The sequence below is a fragment of the Rhizobium azibense genome (genome assembly GCF_004342325.1).
GTDB lineage: Bacteria > Pseudomonadota > Alphaproteobacteria > Rhizobiales > Rhizobiaceae > Rhizobium > Rhizobium etli_B.
On record NZ_SMBJ01000001.1, the window covers coordinates 21,866 to 44,767 of the forward strand.

General features: G+C 61.0%; 18 protein-coding genes and 2 pseudogenes. 13 read left to right on the plus strand and 7 right to left on the minus strand.

The genetic code is table 11. The features are described 5' to 3' along the window. Window positions 1–150 precede the first annotated feature (150 nt). Both EV130_RS00105 and chrA read right to left on the minus strand, forming a co-directional pair. Window positions 151–1,353, minus strand: a complete 1,203-nt coding sequence (locus EV130_RS00105) for an MFS transporter (protein ID WP_074065344.1) — start codon at window positions 1,351–1,353, stop codon at window positions 151–153. Window positions 1,354–1,398: 45 nt separating this feature from the next. Beyond that, window positions 1,399–2,808, minus strand: a complete 1,410-nt coding sequence (gene chrA, locus EV130_RS00110; RefSeq protein ID WP_132658854.1) for a chromate efflux transporter — start codon at window positions 2,806–2,808, stop codon at window positions 1,399–1,401. 944 nt (window positions 2,809–3,752) lie between these two features. Between chrA and EV130_RS00120 the strand changes: the two genes are divergently transcribed. Continuing rightward, complete coding sequence (locus EV130_RS00120; RefSeq protein ID WP_132549915.1) at window positions 3,753–3,962, plus strand: hypothetical protein; 210 nt, start codon at window positions 3,753–3,755, stop codon at window positions 3,960–3,962. Window positions 3,963–4,346: 384 nt separating this feature from the next. Beyond that, window positions 4,347–4,658, plus strand: coding sequence for a hypothetical protein (locus tag EV130_RS32405; protein WP_165918466.1), 312 nt, complete (start codon window positions 4,347–4,349; stop codon window positions 4,656–4,658). A gap of 129 nt (window positions 4,659–4,787) precedes the next feature. Here EV130_RS32405 and EV130_RS00130 read toward each other — a convergent pair whose 3' ends face one another. The 5 genes from EV130_RS00130 to EV130_RS00150 form a co-directional block, all read right to left on the minus strand. Further along, window positions 4,788–6,506, minus strand: coding sequence for a GH32 C-terminal domain-containing protein (locus EV130_RS00130; RefSeq protein ID WP_132658856.1), 1,719 nt, complete (start codon window positions 6,504–6,506; stop codon window positions 4,788–4,790). A gap of 4 nt (window positions 6,507–6,510) precedes the next feature. Further along, window positions 6,511–7,404 (minus strand): carbohydrate ABC transporter permease, encoded by an 894-nt coding sequence (locus tag EV130_RS00135; RefSeq protein ID WP_132549909.1) that lies wholly within the window; start codon window positions 7,402–7,404, stop codon window positions 6,511–6,513. Beyond that, window positions 7,397–8,335, minus strand: a complete 939-nt coding sequence (locus EV130_RS00140; RefSeq protein WP_132658858.1) for a carbohydrate ABC transporter permease — start codon at window positions 8,333–8,335, stop codon at window positions 7,397–7,399. The genes EV130_RS00135 and EV130_RS00140 overlap by 8 nt, the downstream gene beginning before the upstream one ends. A gap of 93 nt (window positions 8,336–8,428) precedes the next feature. Then, window positions 8,429–9,721, minus strand: coding sequence for an ABC transporter substrate-binding protein (locus EV130_RS00145; protein ID WP_132658860.1), 1,293 nt, complete (start codon window positions 9,719–9,721; stop codon window positions 8,429–8,431). Window positions 9,722–9,757: 36 nt separating this feature from the next. Then, window positions 9,758–10,762, minus strand: a complete 1,005-nt coding sequence (locus EV130_RS00150; RefSeq protein WP_132658862.1) for a LacI family DNA-binding transcriptional regulator — start codon at window positions 10,760–10,762, stop codon at window positions 9,758–9,760. A 97-nt stretch (window positions 10,763–10,859) separates the two neighbouring features. Between EV130_RS00150 and EV130_RS00155 the strand changes: the two are divergent. The 11 genes and pseudogenes from EV130_RS00155 to EV130_RS00200 form a co-directional block, all read left to right on the plus strand. Then, a pseudogene (locus EV130_RS00155) lies at window positions 10,860–11,221 on the plus strand (type 1 periplasmic-binding domain-containing protein); the annotation flags it as partial. A gap of 66 nt (window positions 11,222–11,287) precedes the next feature. Then, window positions 11,288–11,413: pseudogene (locus tag EV130_RS34145) on the plus strand (amidohydrolase family protein); the annotation flags it as partial. 649 nt (window positions 11,414–12,062) lie between these two features. Then, window positions 12,063–13,712, plus strand: coding sequence for an ABC transporter substrate-binding protein (locus tag EV130_RS00160; RefSeq protein ID WP_132658864.1), 1,650 nt, complete (start codon window positions 12,063–12,065; stop codon window positions 13,710–13,712). Window positions 13,713–13,746: 34 nt separating this feature from the next. Beyond that, a complete protein-coding gene (locus EV130_RS00165) occupies window positions 13,747–14,754 on the plus strand; it encodes an ABC transporter permease (protein WP_132658866.1) in 1,008 nt (335 codons plus the stop codon). Continuing rightward, window positions 14,751–15,599, plus strand: a complete 849-nt coding sequence (locus EV130_RS00170) for an ABC transporter permease (protein ID WP_132658868.1) — start codon at window positions 14,751–14,753, stop codon at window positions 15,597–15,599. Before EV130_RS00165 ends, EV130_RS00170 begins: the two co-directional genes overlap by 4 nt. Further along, entirely contained in the window at window positions 15,578–17,305 is a 1,728-nt protein-coding gene (locus tag EV130_RS00175; protein ID WP_132658870.1) for an ABC transporter ATP-binding protein, read from the plus strand. Before EV130_RS00170 ends, EV130_RS00175 begins: the two co-directional genes overlap by 22 nt. Then, a complete protein-coding gene (locus tag EV130_RS00180) occupies window positions 17,302–18,387 on the plus strand; it encodes an LLM class flavin-dependent oxidoreductase (protein WP_132658872.1) in 1,086 nt (361 codons plus the stop codon). The genes EV130_RS00175 and EV130_RS00180 overlap by 4 nt, the downstream gene beginning before the upstream one ends. A 155-nt stretch (window positions 18,388–18,542) precedes the next feature. Beyond that, window positions 18,543–19,646, plus strand: coding sequence for an LLM class flavin-dependent oxidoreductase (locus EV130_RS00185; RefSeq protein ID WP_132658874.1), 1,104 nt, complete (start codon window positions 18,543–18,545; stop codon window positions 19,644–19,646). A 119-nt stretch (window positions 19,647–19,765) separates the two neighbouring features. Beyond that, window positions 19,766–20,947, plus strand: a complete 1,182-nt coding sequence (locus EV130_RS00190) for an acyl-CoA dehydrogenase family protein (protein WP_132659372.1) — start codon at window positions 19,766–19,768, stop codon at window positions 20,945–20,947. A 59-nt stretch (window positions 20,948–21,006) separates the two neighbouring features. Further along, window positions 21,007–21,567 (plus strand): FMN reductase, encoded by a 561-nt coding sequence (gene msuE / locus EV130_RS00195; RefSeq protein ID WP_074065359.1) that lies wholly within the window; start codon window positions 21,007–21,009, stop codon window positions 21,565–21,567. A gap of 293 nt (window positions 21,568–21,860) precedes the next feature. After that, complete coding sequence (locus tag EV130_RS00200) at window positions 21,861–22,892, plus strand: ABC transporter substrate-binding protein (RefSeq protein WP_132549894.1); 1,032 nt, start codon at window positions 21,861–21,863, stop codon at window positions 22,890–22,892. Window positions 22,893–22,902 lie beyond the last annotated feature (10 nt).

Here is a 22,902-nt window from a genome sequence, read left to right on the forward strand (position 1 = left end):
GAAATTCGATGGCGGGATGCTGTTCCGCGACAGGAAAAAGGATGCCAACATGATGTCGAACTTCCAGCCCTGCTTTCGGCAGGTGGCGTCTGTAGCCTTTGGCACTTCACCAACGCTATTCCCGCGTCAAAGCATACTGATTATGAACGGTTACCGTTCCTCAGGCGGTTTGAGTTGGCGAAACTGCAGCAACAATAGAAGGTCGTAAACAATCTTCAGCACGGCACAGATGACGAGGGGCGAAGATCGATAGGTTGCAGCAAAGAGAGCACCTGCAAGGGCGGGACTGGCCGCTGCGGCCAGACTGCGCGGCGCGGATGTGAAGCTCGCGGCCGCGGCCCGCTCCGCCTCCGTCACAACCGCCATCACATAGGAAGAGCGCGTCGGCACATCCATCTGCGAGAGCGCCGCCCGGACCAACAGCAGGGCTAGCGCCATGGGCAAGGTGGGCGCGAACGCCGCCAACAGCAGGGCAATGCTTGACGGGATATGGGTGAACACCATGGTGTTGATCAGCCCGATGCGCCGCGACAGCCATGCGGCCACAGGAAACGAGAACGCCGATAGCACGCCCGTCCAGAAGAAGAATACCCCAGCCTCGGAGAGCGACAGATCGAAACGCTCGAACAGCCACAAGGCCAGCAGCGACTGAACGACGAAGCCGCCTGCGAAGGCGTCGAGGCTGAACAGAGCTGCGAGCTTCAGAACGATGGCGCGCGAGGGTCCGAGCGCGGCTTTGGCGGATTCGTGACTGACCATTCGCTTCGGTAGGCGGGCATAAAGAAGGCCGCCGGCAATGCCCACGAGCGAATAGAGCACGAACATCAGCTTGATGGCGGTCAGTCGTTCGAGCCCGATGACGGTTGAGAAATCCGGCAGGGCGGCCGCGAGCGCGCCGGCGGCGCTGGCGAGTGCCCCGATGAGGCTGTAACGGGCAAACACCCCCGTCCGCTCCGCATCGGTCACTTCGCGGGTGAGCGCCGCGTGCTCCAGCGGAATGAAGACACTCACGCTGCCGGCCGACGGATTGATCGTGCCGGCAAATGCAATTACCAGCAGCAGCAAGTAATCGTGCGCCAGGGACATCGCGACGCCCGTGGCGGTCGTCAGACTCGCGGCGGCCAGGAGCATCCAGCGAAGGTCGTAGCGCGCTCCGAGGAAGCCGATCGCAATCGTCAAGAGCGCAGAGCCAAAGAGCGATGCCGTCGCAATGATGCCGACCTGCAGCGGAGAAAATCCGAGAGCGAGCAGATAGACCGGCAACAGGATAGCGACGAAGCCGTCGCCGAAGTCACGCAAGGCGCGCGCTCCGAAAAGATATGTCGCAGGGTGGGTGCTTCGAACTAATCTCACTGTTTCCTTTCGCCCCGCGCGCTCCTGTGTTCCTTTCACTAGCGTTTACGAGATCATGAGCGTCCAGATCATACCGGCGACGGCGCAGGCCAGCAGCGTCGCGATGACTGACGCGCGGAACCGGAAGATTGCAACCCCTGCTGCCAGGGTCAGCACGAGCGACGGCAGAACCAGCGAGCTCAGGACAGGCACTTCGAGCGAGAACCGTCCGATGTCCCAGGCCACCACCTCCGCAAACAGCGTGTGCAGGCCGAACCAGACGGCAAGGTTGAGGATCACCCCGACGACGGCGGCGGTGATCGCCGACATCGCACCCGTCAAGGCGATATTGCCTCGCAGCCGTTCAATGAAAGGCGCGCCGAGGAAGATCCAGAGGAAGCAGGGAACAAAGGTCACCCAAGTCGTCAGGATTGCCGCGAGCGTCGCCGCCATCATCGGGTTCAGCGAACCCGGATCGCGATAGGCTCCCATGAAGCCGACGAACTGGACCACCATGATCAGCGGACCCGGCGTCGTCTCCGCCATGCCGAGGCCATCGAGCATCTCACCAGGTCTCAGCCAGCCATAATGCTGGACCGCTTCCTGCGCGACATAAGCGAGCACGGCATAGGCTCCGCCGAAGGTCACGACCGCCATCTTGCTGAAGAACAGTCCGATCTGGGTGAAGACGCTGTCCGGTCCGAGGAAGACGACGAGGAGCGCCAGTGGCACCAACCACAGCGAAAGGAACACCGCCGATACCCGAAGGGACCAGGCGAGATTCGGGCGAGCATGGACCGGCACCTCCTCGCCAAGGACAGAGTCCTCGTCCTTGAGAATTGGGCCGCTGCCCGCTTTGTGGCCGCCACCGATCCGGAAGAGCGGGGAACCGAAGCGGCCGCCGATATAACCGACAATACCCGCCGCCAGGATGATCAGCGGGAAGGAAACCTGAAAGAAGAAGATCGCAATGAAGGCTGCCGCAGCGATGGCGATCATCAGCCAGTTCTTCAGCGCCCTGCCGCCGATCCGGAACACTGCCTGGACGACGACGGCAAGCACCGCCGCCTTGAGGCCGAAGAACAGCCCTTCGATGACGCTGACATTGCCGAAGGCGGCGTAGATGTAGCTTAAGCCCAGGATAGCAAGGAAGCCGGGCAGCACGAACAGCGTGCCGGCGACGAGGCCGCCGGCTGTCCTGTGCATGAGCCAGCCAATGTAGACGGCAAGCTGCTGTGCTTCCGGACCGGGCAGCAGCATGCAGTAGTTGAGCGCGTGCAGGAACCGGTGCTCGCCGATCCAGCGCTTTTCATCGACGAGAATGCGATGCATGACTGCGATCTGGCCGGCGGGTCCGCCGAAGCTTAAGGCCGCGATCCTCAGCCACACTCGCAATGCTTCACCAAAAGGAATGCCATGAGCGTATTGCTGCCGCCGCACTGTGTCAGCGGCGGCCTTTCTGACTATCTCGGTCATCTTAGACCCCTTTCTTCGGCGAGGGCCAGTTGTGAGGCAAGCTTTTCGGGGGAAATTTCAAGAAGTGACGGCATAACGCGTCCTCCGTCTAGCGGTTGAATGGACGCGATGCTTCGGCTGTCGCCTCGTGGGGTGATCGCAGCCCCATGCGCGATGTTTTCCTCGCTTGGCCCAGAGTTGTCAAGCGGTGGAACCCTCAGGTGGTCGCATGAATGTCGTGCTCAGCAGAAGGTCCGAGCAGCCGTTGATTACCTGCGTCGTCCGGTTAAAGCCTGGTGCGACGGCGACATGTTCTGCAATGGAAAGCCAGCCAGCGATGCGGTCCAGATCACCCAAAGCCCGCTGAAGACTCCCAAGGATCGCCGGCGTCGATAGCCTCGCGGCCTCGTAGGCCTGCTCGGGCGACACCTCGCTCCCAACTTTGCCGGGCGGCACGAGCGTGCCGTTTGCTCGCTGGGGGCCGTGTCCTGATGCGTTGGCGATTTTGCAGCGCCGGGCTAGGGCGCAACCTTACGATCCTGACACCCGGAGGGCTGGAGGAATTCTTCGTTGAGGGGCCGCACGCGAGTTGCGCATTCCTGACCAGGTAACCGAAGTGGCGGAACTCGCGGGCCGCTATGGGATCGAGTTTCCGTGGACCGGCCAAGTGGGGCGTCGGAAGCCCCATCCGATGGTCGGCTCAGACAGCAAGATTCCACCCGCTGCCGTCCCTCGGCGTGGTGCTCTGAAGCCGAGAGGCGCCACTGACGTTTCTTCACCTTCTCCGCCAGGGCGTTCGCCTTTTCGAAAAAGTGACCTCGCGGCAGCTAGCAAACCTTTCGCAGGAAACGTGATGGCCTCGCTTTCGAGTGTCCGGGAACCCCACGACAGGCTCCGACGTTGTACCCGGTCTCGCGCCGTCGCAACTGGCGGATCTGTCGGCAAATAAAATGAGGAGTGTTCCAATGGTCAGTGAAGACGACCGCAACCCACTTCATCATACGCAAAAGATGAAAACCCGCCTCGACGAGATGATCGGCCATCTGCGGGAGGACGTTGAGAAAGTCGACGAGCCACAGTTCAAAGCCATGTTCGAGACAGCCGCGGAAGTTCTCGAGGGTTTGAAAACGGCCTTCGCCCATTACGAACAACGCAGTGAAAAAGCCTGGCGCTAAGACTGCATGCGTACCACGCGGTCGCTGCTCCGCCATGCTCTTCGCCCAACCCTATTACCCAAGAGATAAGGAACTTTCGGTCGCGTGATGCGCGGTGCCAACGCCACGGTGGTGGGTGTACTCGGAGCCGCGCTCTACCAGCCCGTCTGAACCAGCGCGATCTTTGGTCCGCACGAGTTTGCGCTTGCGCTGACCTGCTTTGCTTCTCATGGCGTGGCCTCCCCTCCGTGGATCGTGGTGGTCGTCCCGGTCGGCGGCGCTGATAGGCTTCGCCTGATCTCCACTTCAGGATGGCGGCGGGCCGAATATTCGCCTGATGACGTCGTCGCCATGGGACTCGAAACACCGGCCATGGCTCAGTAAAATGCAATCCGGACGCCAGGAGTGGATTTTCGCGAACATTGCAGTCGCCTTTCGCGCTGCAGTAACAGCGGCAGCCGCATGCCGAAGAATATCTGGCCCGCGGGGGTGGTCCATTCCGCTGAATCTTATAGCCGTTCCCAAGGCTCGGCCATTTTGTCGAATTCGATGTTGATGATCGGGTCCGTGAGAACGAGCGTCTTCGACGTCCTGGAAGATGAACTCCTTGAAATATCCGCCGGGAAACAGCGTCTGGTCGATGTCCCGCAACCATTCCTCGGGCGGATTGAGCTCGAGGTCGCGCGCGAACGTGACGTCGATGTGCCGGGCGCTTGAGTTGTCGCAGCCCAAGGGGCCGACGAGCGCAACGGATATCGACGGAGACGCCTCGTGATCACTGGAACAGCCATAATGCTTGCGGGCTATCGATCGTAACGGATGCCACGTCGTTTTTTCCTCCAGAGATCAAAGACCGAGCTGCCAGATTTCGGCGGCGACAATGTTTCTCTCAGGTGCCGTAAGGCGCACTGCGCTCACCCCGTTGAAACCGGGCAGCCGCTTGGTTCCCGTCCAGCGGCCATCGTCGGCGAAGACCTCGATCGAGCCTGCATCGAGAAAGATCCGGATGGTCGACGGGCGGGCGCCGGCGGCGATATAGCGGGGAGCTGCCTTGGTATTCGCCACCGAAAAAGGAATGCTCAGCCCGTCCTTGTTCAGCTGGACCGCGACCGTCGCCCCGGGATGTTCGAGATCGAGGCGGAAAGCGTTGCCGGCTTGCCCCAGGGTTAGCAGGATCTCGACGGAGCCGTTGACGAGATCGACAGTCCGGCCATCCAGAAAACCTCCGGCATCCAGCTGGTGCTGCCGCAGGCTTTCGATGCCTGATACCGGCGGCGTGATCAGCGCGCCGCTTTGCAGTGCCAGCCGGCGCGGCAGGGTCATCGCCGTCGGCATGTCGATCTCTCTTGAGATATCCGTCCAGTTGGCAAGCCAAGCAATGCCGACCGGCCCCCCCTCGTCGACGAAGGCCTGGAACGCGTAGGCGTCGGTGCCGAAATCCAGTTCTTGTTCGAATTCAATCAAGAACCGTTGGCCATCGAACCGGCCGATGGTCGCAAGCGTCATGTTGCGCCGGCCTGTTACCGGGTCGCGGCTCGTCAGGAGACCAAAGATCAGGGCCCAGCGCGTCGAAGGGTCGCTTGCGGGACCGTCGAGGGGCACCATGCAGGGGCACTCCGCCGCTGTCATCCCGAAGCGGTTCTCGCGGTGAAGCGTGCCAAGGAAAGTCCATCCCGATGCCGCGGCCGGATCATCGGTTTCATAGAGCAGGATGACGCCGCCCTCGCGGTCTCGCGTGCCAAGCAGCATCTTCCATTTGCCGTCGGGGCCCGAGAAGACGTAAGGGTCGCGGAAGTCCCTCGTCAGGCCAAGCCCGGCAGGACGCGTCGGCAGGATCAGGTCTGCCGGGTCGACATTGACAAGATCGCGGCTGGTGGTCGTGAACTGAACCTGTTCCTCCGGTTCCCGATCCTTCATATGCTCGGTGAAGAAAATGCGAAGACCGGCTTCGTCGCCGGGAAGAGCGATCGCCGAGCCGGAAAATGCGCCGCCCCGCCCGTCGGCCCGCGCGGCGAGTTCATCCGAAGGCGGAAGAAAGATCGGGAGATGCGTCCAGCGAAGATAATCCTGCGAGACCGCATGGCCCCAATGCATGTTGTTCCACCGAAGACTGTGGGGATAGTGCTGGTAGAAGAGGTGCAGCCTGCCGCCGAACCTTCCAAACCCGTTCGGATCGTTCATCCAGCCGAAGGGCGGGCGGAAATGATAGCCCCCCGGGACTGCGGGGGCGGCATTGGCAGGGCGCACATGCAGCAGCCGGATGCCCTCCTCGAGAACCCGGGGCTGAAGGAAGGCATAGAGCACCGAGACCTCGGTTGTAGCAGGATCGTAGGAGAAGACGGTGTCTCCGCCTCTTTCCAGCGTCAGCAGCCGAAACTCGAACTCATGCGGATTTGATGTTTCGACAACGCCGGCCGTGTTCCCGTCGACATGTGCCGTCAGCCTTCCCGGGGCTACGCCATGGGATGCCTTGATCCAGGCATGGACCGTGGACCCCGCGGGCAGGACGGCGCTGATCGTCTCCAGCTCCACTTCATCGGAGGCAGAAATCGCTTGGCTTGTCATCAATTCAACCTTTCACGGCAGAGCCGATAAACGAACTCACGAACCAGCGCTGGAATGCGAGGTAGAGCCCCAGGATCGGGATCATCATCAAAACGGAGGCGGCCATCGCTCGATCCCAGTAGATGCTGTCCTGTCCGAAGAAGGTCGCGATGGCGACGGCGATCGGCCGGGCATAGTCGGTCTGCGTGACGAGGATTGGCCAGAGATACTGGTTCCAGGTCTCGATACCCATCAGGATCGACACGGTGGCGAGTGCGGGCAGGCTAAGCGGCAGGAAGATGGAGCGATAGGCCCGGAAAAAGGATGCGCCGTCGATCTCGGCCGCTTCCAGCAATTCCTTCGGCAGCTGCGCGAAGAACTGGTAGAACAGGAAGATGTAGAGGGGGCTTGCGACCCAGGGCACGATCTGCACCGCGAAGGTGTCGGACATTCCCGCACGCGAGACCATGATCACGAGCGGCATGATGATGCTTTCCTGCGGGATCACATAGAGCGCGATCACGATGGACAAGATGATGGCGCGGCCCTTGAGCGATCCCCAGGCCAGAACGAAGCCAGCCATCGAATTCACGATCAGGCCGGAGCAAACCGTGGTGACCAGGATGATCAGCGAGTTGATGAGGTATCGTCCGAAGGCGAGTTCGCCGGAGAGGTGGCCGACTTCCGCATAGTTGGACAACGTCGGGTTCGACACCCAGAAGGCCCGGAAGCTGCCCATGTCGGCAAGGATCTGGAACCTGTCGTCCTTGAGGCTCGCCACGACCAGGAGCAGCAACGGAGAGACGATCACCAATGCGATGATGAAGATGGAGGCCGTTTGGACGCTTCGGAGAACCCTGGCGGCGGAACGAGGCCGCGCGCTGCGGGCCTGCGGGATCGAGAGAACGATATCAGACATCGAAGCGCCTCAGGAGCTGGCGCTGGATCAGCGCGATGACGAGAACGATCACGAACAGGATGACCGAGACGGCGGAGGCATAGCCCATTTTCTGCTCTTCGAAGCCGGCGCGGACCATGTAGTGCACCACCGTTTCGGTGCTGCTCTTCGGTCCGCCCTGCGTGAGAATGGCGACCTGGGTATAGAGCTTGAAGGCCTGGATGGTCGTGATCACGAGCACGAAGACATGGGTCGGACGCAGGCCGGGCATGGTCACATGCCAGAAGCGGCGGAAAGCGTTCGCGCCGTCGATCTTGGCGGCGTCGTAGAGTTCGTCCGGAATGCCCTGAAGGCCGGCGAGGTAGACGATCATCTGGAAGCCATAGGCCTGCCAGGCCGAGAGCAGGACGAGCGAGAACATTGCCCATTGCGGATCGCCGAGCCAATCGATCGGCTGGATCGCTCCGCCGGAAAGGAAGACGAGGATCTGGTTGAACGGGCCCGTCGGATATTGGAACAGAGTGCCCCAGATGACGCAGACCACGACCATCGAGGTGATCGCCGGCAGGAAGAACATGCCGCGCAAAAGATTGCGGAACGGCAGCTTCTGATGAAGCAGGAGCGCTGTCGCGAAGGCGAGGCCGCACTGCGCCGGAATGATCCAGAAGGTGAAGCGCGACACGTTCCAGAGCGCCGTCCAGAAAAGATCGTCCTGGAACATACGGATGAAATTGTTGAACCAGACGAACCGGATCGGCGTCGGCCGTGGCACCAGAGGCTGGTTGGTCATCGCCGTCCAGAAGGACAAGAGGAACGGCAGGATCAGAAAGAGGGTCAATAGGACGACGGCCGGCGCAAGCATGGCCGCTTCCTGCATCGCCCGTCCCTTGTCATGCCGGCGTACCGGAGCTTTTCGGACGGATGTCGAAGATGTCGATTGTTGCATGACCATGCAGCTCCTCCTTTCCAAACCTGGATGCCGGTCCCGCCCTGCGATGTCCGGCGGAGACATCGCAGGGCTTCGACCTGTCGGCGGCGACCACGCTTACTGCTCTTCGCCGAACGGCGGATAGCCGTCATTGTCCTCGATATCCTGATCGATCTTGTTGGCGGCCGATGTCAGCGCCTCCTTGGGATCGCCGCCATTGAACACCTCGTCGACGGCCTGCATGAAGGCGGAGGTGATGGTCGGATAGGCTGGATGCGGCGGGCGCGCGACGGCCGTCTTCGATGCCTGTTCGAAGGCGATCGCCATCGGGCCGCCTGGAGCATAGAGCGGAGATTCGGCAGCGAAGCTCTTTAGTCCGGGGTAACCCGACTGACTTGCGACGAAGGTCCGAAACTCCTTGTCCTTCAGCAGGAAGCTGATGAACTTGCCAGCGATATCGGGATGCGCCGATGTCTTGGTGATTGCCCAGATCCAGGTGCCATCAGGGCTCGCACCCTTGGCGCCGAACTTTGGAAGCGGCAGCACGACAATGTTGTCCTTCATGGTCGCGGCGGCTTCCGCATAGACCCAGTGCCCGCCGAGCGCCAGCGCCGCCGGATTGCCTTCGGCGAAGAACTGGTTGGTTCCGGCCGACTGCGGCACGACCCAGCCATTCTTGACCCACTTCTGCATCATCGCCAGCGCATCGGCGCAGGCGTCGCTATCCAGCGTCCCTTCGGATTTCCAGGCCTTGCGGTCGATGAGGTCGCAGCCGGCCGATTGCAGGATCGGTCCATAGGCATAGGTGATCCATTCGGTCTTGATGCCATAGCCGCGGAAGGTGTCGATCGGCCACTTCACGCCGTCGAGCTTGGAAAGCTTCTCGAGATAGGTTTCGAACTCCTCCCGGGTCCAGGCATCGTCGACGGATTTCGGGATGCGGGCGCCGATCGCTTCGAGATATTTCTTGTTGCCGTAAAGAACGACCGACGAGTCGGTCAGGCCGATCGCATAGAGGTCCTTGTCGATCGGGTATGTGCCCTGGGCGATGTTGGACTCCGTCATGTCGTCGAGGAGGTCCTTGTCGATCAGCGGTTTGATGGGCTGAAGATAGCCCGACCAGACGTAATTGGCGAGGAACGGCGCATCGAGCTCCATGACGTCAGGCAGCTGCTTGGCCATGACGGCGGCGCTGAACTTCTCGTTATAGGCATCGTGCGGCGCATAGATGAACTGCACGTCGACATCGGGAGTGGCGGCTTCGAACCGCTCTGCAACCTTGCCATAGGCGGCGACAAAACCGGGATCGCCCTGATGCATGACCTGGATTGCGGTTTTCTCGGCTGCCTGCACCCATGTAGCGGTTAGCGCCGAGGACAGGACCAGAGACCAAAGTAAACGTTTACCCATAAGAATTCCTCCTCAATTGAATGGGCCTGTTTCAATTTATACGGATGCCCGCTCCACCAGCTGGAACGGAAGTTTCTGCACTCCGAGCGGGAGCCGGTCTTCGGCAAGCAGGATTTGCGCGGCCTGGCGGCCCATGGCGCGATGGGGAAGCGCCATGGTGGTCAGCGGCGGGTCGAGACGCGAGGCAATCTCGACCTGGTTGTCGAAACTCGCAACGGCGACGTCGTCGGGAATGGCTGCGCCAGTCCGGCGTAGCGCGGCATAGACCTCCATGGCCACGCGGTCATTGCCGCACAGGATGGCATCTGGGCGCCGGGGGCCGCTCATGAGCTCATGCACATGCGTGGCCACGAGGCTGTGCGCCCGGTCGCTGTAGATCGCCTTGCTGACGGCGGGCAAGACGATGGCGTTGGCTCCGTCGATGCCCGCATGATCGAGCGCCTGCCGGAAACCGAGTTCCCGGAGTTCGCCTGCGAGCAGCCCCGGCAGATTGATGAAGGCGATATTGTGCCGGCCGGCATCGATGAGGTAGTTGGTAATCTCGAGCGCCGCCCCCGTTTCGTCGGGCACCAGAGAGGTCACGCGATCGTTGGCATCCCGGCAATTGATCATGACGCCGACCGCATCGGAAAATTCGGGCGGCAGGTCGACGTTCTTGTGATACATGGCGGCATAGGCGATCGCCCGCGGGCGAAAGCGCCGCATCTCGTCGAGTATCGATGCTATGCTCCGGTGGCCGCCGAGCGTCATGGCGAAGACGGCCATGTCGGCGGCGCGTACTGCGCCGTCGAGCCCTCTGATGATCTCGGTCGCGAAAGGCGACGTGATCAGATCGTCGGCGACAAGGCCGACGAGCGGCATCCAGCCCTGCCGCATGCTGCGAGCGGCGAAGTTGGTGACATAACCGATCTCCTCGGCGATCTCCTTGATCCGCTGCCGGGTTTCCTCCGACATGCGCGCCGAGCCGCCATGCAAGGCGCCTGAGACGGTCTTGACGGAAACGCCTGCGCGGGCGGCTATGTCATTGAGCGATGCAGTCACTGGGTTCGCTTTGGGTTATCGATTACCCAATCTGTTAATGGTTGCTCGTCTTGGAGTCAACAGGGCTTGAGGATAGTCCGCAGCGATGGAGGCGGTTGCCGTTAAGCCGACGATCGACATGCTCACGGCCCATCCTGACATCAAGGCCCTTTACGGGATGTACGATGAGGCCGAGACCGGCGCCGCAAAGGTTCTTCAGACACGCGGGCACAGACAAGGTCGGTATCGCAGTCGTGGATGACGACGATCTCTCTGCTGAAGTCGAACGCGATCCAGGGCTTCTTCTTCCAGGAGGCCGTTGGACAGAGATTCGACGAGACGCAGGAGGTCGTCAATGCAATCACCGGTGCGCCGGTCAAGAAAGACCTCGCTCTCATCATGCCTCTCGTGGCGGCGGATAAGGTCGACACGCCCGAAGCGAAGGCCGTCATCGCACGGGTATTCCCGCCCGCCAACTAAGTGGTACGGACGCCGGCTGCTCTAGTCGGCGCCCCATTTTCGGCGATCTCTTGAAGGGTAGCATGTATGAAGGACCTCCCGATCATCGATCCGCATTTTCATCTGTGGGATCTCGACAACAACTACTATCCGTGGCTGTCGGACGGCGTGAAACCGTCCGCCTTCGGCGACTGCACCGCGATCTCCTCATCCGGCAGTTCATGCTGGAGGTGGAAAAGCAGCTCATCACGCCGGGGCGGATAGAAGGCGACAGTCCGGCGGGCACTGTCGTCGACGGTGTTCTACCCAAGCCATGAAGTAGTGGATCGACAGCCGCCTTCCGCCCCACCTCGTCGATTGGCACAGGGCTCAACTGGCAGATCACCACGGTAGAGGTGGAGCACTTTGCCGATGAATCGCCGCCGGTGCGGATATTCGACGGTATGAAGTTCTGCGTGTCGGCCGATCAATAGCCCGATCGAAACTCTTCTGAAAAGCTGATCCTGTCACCGTCAATAACTACGGCAAAATAATCCATAATTTTAGTAGAAAAAGAACAACTGGTCTTTCTCGGTTGAGCCACCCTGCTAGGCTGTCGTCATGATCTTCTCGTCAAAAACAGGGGACCGTTCATGACCCGAAAACGATCAGCACGCATGGGATCCGGCTTAATCACAATCGATCGCTGAGCAGTAGCGTCAGCACCGCAGCTTGCGTTCCACTGACGTAAGCAGGCCCAGATCTATTCGGCTTCCGGCCAAGCGTTTCGTCCGCTCGGCGGGCCGTCGCAGCGCGCGCGCCTCGACGCGCGCAGTTCGCTCGACGATCACAAAGACAACAACTCGAACCATCAGGAACCTTCATGACCGAACGCACCACCTTGCTCTCCCTTTCGAGACGTCGTCTACTGATCTCGACATCCGCGGCCGCCGCCGCTCTGCTTGCACCGAAGGGTTTCACTCCGGCCCGGGCTGCCGACAGTCCGCGCGAAGGCGGCGACATCACCTTCCTGATCGACTCGCTCGGCGATACATGGATTCCGAACAACAGCGCGATCTCCAGCTTCCAGGGCCACATCTGGGGCCATGTGACCGACAAGCTTTTCTATGTCGATGCTGAGGGCAAGGTCAGCCCCTGGCTGGCCGAGCGCTGGGAACAGAACGATGCCGCCACCGAGTTCACGCTTCATATTAAAAGCGGCGTGACGTTCTCCGATGGCTCAACGCTCGATGCGGCGGCCGTCGTCGCCAACCTCGACATCTGGTACGGCGGGCGCAAGAACGAAGGCATCAACCCCATCGGTCTCTTCCCAAAAACCTACGACCACGCAAAGGCCGTCAATGCCACCACGGTCAGGGTCTTCTTCAAGAAGCCCACGCTCGGCTTTATTCCGACGCTCGGCTATCACGGCTCGATCCTGATTTCCCCGAAGTCCATTGCGCAGCCCGCTTCTGAGCAGGCCGATCTGAGCAAGACTTCCGGCAGCGGCCCTTATGTGGTCGACTCCTGGAAGGAAGGCGATTTCGTCAAGCTGGTCAAGCGCAAGGACTATAACTGGGGTCCGGCCGCCGTCGGCCATACCGGTCCGGCCTTTCTTGATTCGATCACCTATAAGCTGGTGTCCGAACCGTCGCTCAGGGTCGCCTCGGTCCAGTCCGGACAAGCCGATGTCGCCTACAATGCCTCCCCCCAGGAGCTGAAATCCCTCAAAGAGGAGGGATTTACGATTGCCACGCCACGCTACCTCGGTTTCGTCAACGGCTGGGCGATCAACACCAAGCTTGCACCTTTCGATGACCTGAAGGTGCGTCAGGCCCTTCAGGCCGGCATCAATCGCCAGGAGATCATCGACACAGTCTACACATCCGATTGGCAACTGGCGAAATCGTTCATCCAAAGCAACGTGCCGGGCGCGACCGATCACAGCGCGTTGTTGGCATATGACCCCGGCAAGGCAGAGAAGCTCCTCGACGAGGCGGGCTGGCTGAAGGGCGCCGACGGCATCCGCGCCAAGAACGGAAAGCCACTTACGATAGCGCTCCACTCCAACCCCTATCTCGCAACGTCGAAATCCATCGACGAGCTCATCGCCCAGCAGCTCGGCAAGATCGGCTGGAAGGTTGACATTCGCGCCTACGACGTCGTGACCTTCGGCGAGAAGGTCAAGTATGGCGGCCCGGCCGTCCCGGCCTACGAAGTGACCCGCAGCTTCATCGATGCCGGCACCGTCGCCGGCATCCTGACCAATGCCAACAACGGCGAGAATTGGTTCGCCCTCGATGACCGCGATGCCAAGCTCAACGACTTGCGCGACAGGATCGCCGGCGCCGCGTCCATCGACGTGCGCAAGCCGGTTCTCGATGAGCTGCAGGAATATGTCCTTGAGCAGGGCTATTTTATCCCACGCACGCAGATCGTGCAGCGCATCTACGTACAGTCTCCGTTGCTCAAGGGCGAGGTCTACAACGGCGTTGCTTATGCCAGCTACTACACGGCTTTCGTCAGCGATTGAGGCGCACCGTAACCGGAAAATGCGAGGCACCGGCATGAGCAATACCTACCTAACCTACGCTGCAAAACGGCTCAGCCAGGCGCTCGTCGTCATCCTGCTGGCTTATGTCTTCACGTTCGTGGTCGTCAGCATCCTCCCCGGGGACCCGATCACCAGTGTCCTGCGGAATCCTCAGAACGGGTTCACCGAAGAAGAGATTGCCGAGATCATTGCGGCTCAAGGTCTGGACAAACCCGTTCTGGTGCAGCTGTGGAATGCCCTGTCGGCTTTCCTGACCGGTGACCTGGGCATGTCGATGCGGTCCAACCGGCCCGTTTCAAGCTTGATTGCCGAGGTACTCCCTTCGACGCTCATTCTAGCCTCCGCTGGTCTGGCCGTCGCTTTGGTCCTCGCAACGGCGGTTGCTTATGGAAGCCGCTTCATTCCCAGGCGCTACGGCCAGGGATTGTTGCGCGGCTTCCCGTCGCTGTTCCTGTCGGTGCCGAACTTCGTCATCGGCCTGGTACTGATCCACGTCTTTGGCTTCCAGCTCGGTCTCTTCCGCGTCATCAATCCCGACAGCTTCTGGGCGACCCTGTTTGCAGCGATCGCACTCGGCATTCCTGTTTCGGCGCAGATCGCCGAGGTCCTTATTGCAAATCTCGACAAGGAGGCGGAGCAGGAATACGCCACGGTTGCCAGCAGTCGCGGTATTGGCCAGGCGCGACTGTTCGCGAAACACCTGCTCAAGCCGGCCTCACTGCCCGTCGTCACGGTCATTGCGCTCACCATAGGGGAGCTTCTCGGTGGATCTCTGATCACCGAGACGGTCTTCGGGCGCACCGGTGTCGGGAGCCTTGTTCAGCGCTCGGTCAGCACGCAGGACCTGCCCGTTCTGCAGGCGGTCGTCTCGCTTGGTGCGGTGGTCTTCGTGCTCGTCAATCTCATTGCCGATCTTCTCTACCCGCTGCTAGACCCGCGCGTGAAGCTTCTTGGAAGGCCGAAGCGACGCCCCACTGCCGCGGACGACCCGTCCTTAGACACCAAGGCGGTGACGTCATGACATTCGTTTCGAACTCATCTCCGTCACGTACCCGCCTCGGCGGTTGGTCGACAGCCCTGCGGATGCCGCCGACGGTGGCGCTTTCGTTCGCGGTCGTCGCGGTGGTGGTTGCCTGGTCGCTCGCACCGAGCCTGTTCACCATTCACGGCCCCGTCGCCGGCGTCCCGGCGGAAAAATTGCTGGGCCCTAGCATGAGTCACTGGTTCGGCACCGATCATCTCGGACGCGACGTCTATACTCGTGTGGTCTACGGCACGGCCTCCTCTGTCTCGAGCGCGCTCGTGGCGGTCCTGATCGGGGTTGTCGCCGGAGGGTTCATTGGGCTTCTGGCCGGTTTTCTCGGCGGCTGGGTCGATGTCGTTTTCGCCCGCCTCGTCGATGTGTTGCTCGCCATTCCCAAATTTCTGCTCGCCGTCATCGTCGTCAGCGCGATCGGCTTCGAGACCATCAACGCCGCTGTCGCCACCGGCGTGTCGGCGGTGGCCTTCTTTGCCCGCGTGACACGCTCGGAGGTCATAAAGACCAGACAAGCGACCTTTGTCGAGGCGTCGTTCCTGCTCGGCGGTTCGCGCAGGTACATCCTTTTGCGCCACGTCCTGCCGAACGCCTCGCGTTCCGTGTTGCCGCTCGGCGTCCTGCAGTTCGGCGAGTCGATCCTGGTAATCGCCAGCCTTGCCTTCCTCGGCTACGGCGACCCGCCGCCCGCTTCGGACTGGGGCCTGCTGATCTCGATCGGCAAGGATTACCTCAAATGGCCGTGGCTCGTATACGCGCCCGCCTTCGTTACCATCTTGACCGTCCTCTCCGTCAATAGGATCAGCCGATGGCTTCGCAAAACAGACTGACTGCGCCATTCCTTCGAAGACAGACGCCCGCACCCGCGCCGCAACCCGCGGCACCTCTCCTTCTGGTCGAGGGACTTTCCGTCGCCTATGGAAAGCAGGAGGTCGTTCAAGACGTCGGCTTCGAACTGGGACATGGCAAAAGCCTCGCCATTATTGGCGAATCCGGCTCCGGAAAATCCACCATCGCCCGCGCGCTGCTGCGGCTTCTGCCCGGCGGCGCGCGGACAGGCGGGCATGTCCGGTTCGATGGTCAGGAACTGCTGGCCCTGCCCGAACGCCGGTTCCGGCCCTTGCGTGGACGGGCGATCGGATTTGTCCCGCAGGATCCCGGCAACGCCCTCAACCCGGTGCGAACGATCGGTGCGCAGGCGATGGAAGCGGCAGCCCTGACCGACGAGCCAAGTGCCGTTATCCGAAGAGCGCTTGTCCTCGAGACCTTTGCCCAGATCGGACTCGACAATGCGCATCGAGTATACGACTCCTATCCACATCAACTCTCCGGCGGCATGCTGCAACGCGTGCTGATCGGTCTTGCCGTCCTGCCGCGTCCCGCGCTCCTCGTTGCAGACGAGCCGACCTCCGCCCTCGACGTTACGATCCAGAAACGGATCCTCGATCTGCTCTCGCGTCTGCAGCACGAGTTGGATATCAGTCTGCTCCTCATTACCCACGATTTGGCAATCGCGGCGGAGCGGGCCGACTCGTTGGTGGTCCTCAAGGACGGCACCGTTCAGGAGGCAGGAGGGACATCGGCTGTCTTCTCATCGCCCGCATCGAACTATGCCAGGAAAATGCATGCCGACGTCCCGGCCCTCAATCCTGATCGTTATGCGAGGCTTCGCGATCCCGGCTTTGGTCTCCTCGATGCCACCAACCAGGCGCCGAAGATCGAAGTGAGCGCCGTCACCAAGAGGTTCACGATCGATGGCAAACACCTGACCGCCGTCGATGACGTTTCCTTCAGCGTCCCGGCGGGAACGACCCATGCGCTGGTCGGCGAATCGGGATCCGGCAAGACGACGACGATCCGGCTGCTGCTGGGGCTTGAAGAACCGGATGCGGGCGAGATTTCGGTGGCAGGCGAGCGCCTAACCGGGCTCTCGCACGCGTCGCTGCGCACAGTCTGGCGGCATCTTCAGTTCGTCTACCAGAACCCGTTTACCTCGCTCGACCCGACCTGGAGTGTCGAGCATCTGGTGCGCGAGCCTCTCGACCGCTTCAAGGTCGGCACGCCCAGGGAGCGGGCCGAAGAGGTCCGCGAGGCGCTCGCCAATGTCGGTCTTGGCGAACATCTGCTGACGCGCAAGCCTGGAGCCTTGTCCGGCGGTCAGCGCCAGCGTGTGGCAATCGCTCGGTCATTGATCCTCAAGCCCGACGTCATCGTCCTGGACGAGCCGACTTCCGCTCTCGATGTCGGCGTCCAGGCCGACATTGTCGAAGTGCTGCTCTCCCTGCAGGCGAAGCTCGGCCTCACCTATGTCTTCGTGTCCCATGACCTGGCACTGGTGCGCCAGCTTGCTCACACCGTCTCGGTCATGCAGCGGGGCAGCATCGTAGAGCATGGAACCATCAAGGACATTTTTGATAATCCTCGGCATCCCTACACGGCATCGCTGCTGCAATCGATCCCTTCCGGCTTCGCCGGTCCTGCTCGCGGGCAGCAACCGCGATCCCTGCAAGCATTCCGAGAGGAGCAGATCGCATGACTATCGCCATGCAATCCACCACCCTGCCCGCATCGTTCCGTCCCAAGCAGCGGCTGGGTTTCAACACCCGGGTGTCGTTCAATGATGATGCCGGACCTGCCCAAGGCCTGCGCGATGGGATTGAACTGTTCAAACAGGCCGAGCGGCTCGGTTACCAGTCTGGTTGGGCCTATCAGCGGCACTTCGACCACTACCTTTCGTCGCCGCTCCCGTTCTTCGCCGCGGCCGGCCAGCATGCCAGGCATATCACGTTTGGATCGGCGGTCATTCCGATGCGCTATCAGGATCCAATCCTGCTCGCGGAAGCCGCCGGCACGACCGACCTGTTGATCGACGGCCGGTTGGAACTCGCAATCTCGACCGGCACCAACGCAAGCTTTGATGCCGTGTTCGGCGCCGTCGACACCGACGCGCGCACAGAGGCCAAACGCCGCCAGGCACGCTTTCTCTCCGCGATTGCAGGGGACGTCCTCCATAGGGTTGTCGAGCAAGGTCCCGGTGCGCCACAGGGTGCTGAACTGCGTGTGACGCCGTATAGCCCGACGCTCAGGGCCCGCATTCGCCAAGGTTCGGCCAGCATCGAGTCTGCCGTGCAGGCAGCCGAGCTCGGCATCGGGCTCATCTCCGGGACTGTCCTGCACGACCAGGCCGAAGGAGAGACATTCGGGCAGTATCAGGCCCGCATCATCGGGACTTTTCGTGTCACCTGGCACAAGAGGTGGGCGACGGAGCCGCCGCCCGTGGCCGTCGCCGCCTCCATCCTCGTCGGCACCACCGCAGAGCTGCGCGAGAAATATGCGGCCTATGATCTGGAGCGCCGCACCAAGGGCATTGCCGCGTCACGTCCCATAGGCGCGCTTGCCCCTGCCGGCCAGCCGGCGGGCGCCCAGATTTCGCCTGTCTTCCAGGGAACGCCGGATCAAGTGATCGATGCTGTCCTCAATGACCCTGGGCTTGCCGCCGCCGATGAGGTCGTGCTCTTCCTCCCTGCCTTTGGACTTGCCGAAAACCTACGGCTTTTGACCGATCTTGCCGAGACGGTTGCTCCAGAGCTCGGATGGTCACCCACCCTCGGACCGTGAGTGTTTCTGCGGCGGATTTGGGTAGCCCAGCCCATCTTGCCCGTACCACGCGAATATTTTCTATACAATCTATAGAATTAGAAAGACCTGTCTTCCTGCCCTCTCCCCTGCGACTTAACCTCGTCTCACTCTTCGGAAAACATCAAGGAGCGCACATGGCCGCGGAATTCATAAGTGTCAGCTTTCCCAACGCGTCAAACGACCTGAACCCAATTCCCGACGCGCCGGTGGATCCTCGCTTTCTCGAGCGCTATGCCCGCGCCCTCGACGACTACGGTTTCAACTACACGCTGATCCCATACTCCTCCTCGTCCTTCGACCCCTTCACGATCGGCGCCACGGTTCTCGCGCACACGAAGAACATCAAGATCATCGTCGCGCTGCGGCCGAACACCGTCTATCCGACGGTCGCAGCCAGATCGCTGGCAACGCTCGATCAACTGAGCGGCGGCCGCGTCGTCGTCCACTTCATTGCCGGCGGCAGCGACGAAGAGCAGTCGCGTGAAGGCGATTTCCTCAACAAGGAAGAGCGCTATGAGCGGCAGGAAGAGTACATTCATATCCTGCGGCTTGCCTGGATGTCGAAGGAGCCTTTTGATTTCGACGGTAAATATTATCAGTTCAAACAATTCCGCAGCGCTGTACGCCCGATCAACGGGCTCATTCCGATTTCGCTTGGCGGCTCATCGGATGCAGCCTATCGCATCGGCGGTTCGCTCTGCGATATCTTCGGACTTTGGGGCGAGCCGCTCAAGGAAACGAAACAGCAAATTGATCGTATCTACGCGCAAGCCGCAAAGGCAGGCCGGACGGACCGCCCGCGTATCTGGGTGACGTTCCGGCCGATTGTGGCCGAAACGGACGAGCTTGCGTGGCAAAAGGCGCATAAAGTCCTGGATCGCCTGAACGAGAACCGCCAGAGGGGTCTGGCGCGCGCGCCCATCAACGCCGCGCCGCCAGCCAATGTCGGTTCGCAGCGCCTCCTGGATATCGCCAAGCGCGGCGATGTTCATGACCGAGCCCTCTGGTATCCGACGGTCACGGCCACCAATGCCAGCGGCGCGACCACGGCACTTGTCGGTTCGCCGCGCACGATTGCCGATTCCATTCTCGACTACATCGATCTTGGCGCCGATCTGATCTCGATCCGCGGCTACGACAACTTCAACGATGCGGTGGATTACGGCCGCTACATCCTGCCGCTCGTGCGCGAAGGTATTCGCGAACGGGAAGAGGCGAAGAAAAAGAACGCCGCGTGATGCATTCGGTCTGGGCCCATTCCCAGGATCCGATCTTCTTTCTTATCTCGGTGCAGAGCGATCCTTTCGTCCGGTGGTGACGGATGATGTCCCTCGACAGCCAGAAGGCCACACCCCGCATGTCCTATGATCCAATCATCCTCGACGCTACGGCGCGCATTCTCGCAGAGGCCGCACCGGAAGCGGACCAGGCCGGCCAGTTTCCCTGGATCGGTATTCGAGCCGTTTATGAGGCTGGCCTCCTCGAAAGCACCGTTGCGACCCGCTATGGCGGTCAAGGTGGGACGCTTGCCGATGCGGCTCATATCCTCGCAGCTCTGGGCCGGGGTGACCCTTCAGTCGCTCTGATCACCGCTATGACGATCTTCACCCATCTGGCGCAGGCGACAAAGGACTATTGGCCGGACAATCTCTATCGGCGCCTGCTGGCGGAAGCGAAGCAGCGTCCGCTGCTGCTCAACGCCGCGCGCGTGGAGCCGGAACTGGGGTCGCCAGCACGCGGCGGCCTGCCTGGGACGATCGCCCGCCGCACGGCGACCGGCTGGTCGATCACGGGTCGTAAGCGTTTCGTGACGGGCGCCTGCGGGCTCACGCATTTTCTCGTCTGGGCACATACGGACGAATTGCCAGGGCGGGTTGGAACCTTCGTCGTGCCGAACGGTCTTCCCGGCATCCAGGTTGTCGAGAACTGGAAAAGCCTTGGCATGCGCGCCACAGGATCGCATGACGTCGAATACAAGGATGTCGAGATCCCGGCGGAAAACGTGCTGGAACTCGTCGATCCTTCCGTGGCCCAACAGGACAACCGCGCCCATGCGGCGATCACCCTGGCGCTGACTGCAATCTATCTCGGGGCGGCCGAAGCCGCACAGGCGGCCTTCATCCGTTTCGCCCATGAGCGCGTGCCGGCCAATCTCGGCCATCCCATTGCCCGCACCGAGCGTTTCATGACGCTCTCGGGCGAAATCGACCTGCTTGTCTCCGGTGCCCGCCAGATCATCTTCGGCGCATTGGAAAACAGCCAGGGCGATGCGGATAACCTGATCAGGGCGAGACTTTTGGCCGGCCGACAGATCCGTGAGGCGGTGCAGATCGCAGTCCGCGGCATCGGCAATCCGGGCCTTAATGCGGATCTCGGGCTTGAACGGCATTTCCGGGATATCCAGTCGGTACTCGTCCATGCGCCGCAGGAAGATACGTCCGTCTCGATCCTGGGCCGTGCCGCCTTCGACCGATGGCACCGGGCCGAAGCCGACCGGCCGGGCTGCCCCGAGAGTATCTCCATTCTCAAGACGGCCTGATGGGAGAGCAGGGACGTCGTCTCTCCATATCTCAAAACGAACTCTCGAAGGGAAATGGAATGAACAACAATCTGATCGTCGGCTTCTCGGGCAATATCTCGCGGCCCTCCAGCACGAAGCGTTTCGTGGAAAATGTGACGGAGGCGCTCGCGAAGCAAGCCGGCCTGAGTCATGCGGTTTTCGATGTTGAAGATCTCGGATCGTCTCTGACGGCAGCACGGTCGGTGACCGATCTCGATCCCGCCGCGCGCAAGGTCGTCCGCACGATCATCGACGCCGATGCGCTCGTCATCGGATCGCCGACCTATAAGGGAAGCTATACCGGCCTCTTCAAGCACGTGATCGATCTGCTCGATCCCGCCGATCTGCGCGGCAAGCCGATCGTGCTGACGGCGACAGGAGGCGGAGACCGGCATTCGCTTGTCGTCGAGCACCAGTTGCGACCACTCTTTGCGTTTTTCGAGGCCTTCGTGACGCCGACCGCGATCTACGCCTCGGGCCGTGATTTCATCGACGGCGCCCCCTCGCCTGCGATACTCGGTCGCGTGAACCAGGCGCTTGGCGAGGCTTCCCTGCTTTTGAACGCACGCTCGAGATTGGCGGCAATAGCGGCAGAATAGGCCGCTGCTGGCATCTGCTTCGATTGGGGCGGTCTGCATTTATCGCAAGTACACCGCAATGAAATCCGGAGACCGGCGACAAGCAGATTTTTTCGACGTTTCGACTGCGCGGAGCGATTTGCTCTCATTTTACGCTTCAGAATAGAACACCATTATGTTGATAGATTTTGTCGAAATACTTAGCCTGTCGGCTTAGGCTGGTTCCCGGCTTTAGTGAAACCTTTCTGAAATTCCTCGCGGAGAATCACGCCGCACCGCGTTTTCTGAAATCATTTCGCCCGATGGGGGTATCTATGAAGGCACTCAGCCTTTCGACATTCGTGAAATTCAATCGCCACAAAGCTCTGGGCGCTGCATTCGGTATCGTCGCCACACTGTTGGCAGGACAGGCCGCCGCCGAGGGCAAGATCAGGATCGCGCAGCAGTTCGGAATTTCCTATCTGATCCTGGATGTCGTTCGCGACCAAAAACTCATCGAAAAGCATGGTAAGCAAGCCGGCGTCGATATCGAAGTCGAGTGGGCGAGCATCTCTGGTGCGACTGCGATGAACGAGGCGCTTCTCGCCAACAATCTCGACATCGTTTCGGCAGGCGTGCCGCCGGCATTGACAATGTGGGACCGTTCCAAGGGCGACGTAAAGCTGGTGGCTGCGCTCGGTTCATTACCGAACTACCTGCTGACGACCAGTCCTGATGTGCACACACTCAAGGATTTCAGTGACAAAGACCGGATCGCTGTTCCTGCCGCCGGCGTCGGCTTCCAGTCGCGAACGCTGCAGATCGAGGCCGCCAAACTCTTCGGGCCGGATAATTTCCAGAAGCTCGATCAGATTTCCGTCAGCCTCCCTCACCCGGACGCGACCGCGGCGCTGATCTCTGGTGGCACAGAAGTGAATTCGCACTTTTCCTCTGCACCCTTCTATTACCAGGCCCTGCAGGCAAACAAGGCGGTGCATAAGGTCATCAGTTCCTATGACATCCTCGGTGGGCCGGCGACCTTCAACGTGCTTTATACCACCGCGGCTTTCCACGACGAAAATCCGAAGACCTATGCCGCCTTCTACTCTGCGCTGCGTGAAGCTGCAGACTGGATCAATGCAAACAAGGAGAAAGCGGCGGAGACGTTCATACGCCAGCAGAATTCGAAGCTCTCGCCGCAGCTCGTCCTCGGAATCATCAACGATCCCGAGAACGATTTCACCATCGTCCCTCAGAATACATTCGTTTACGCGACGGAGCTTCACAAGCTCGGCGTGCTGAAGAGCGAAGCCCAGTCCTGGAAGGATTATTTCTTCCCTGAGGCTCATGGCGGGAACGGCGGCTAACGTCATCCTC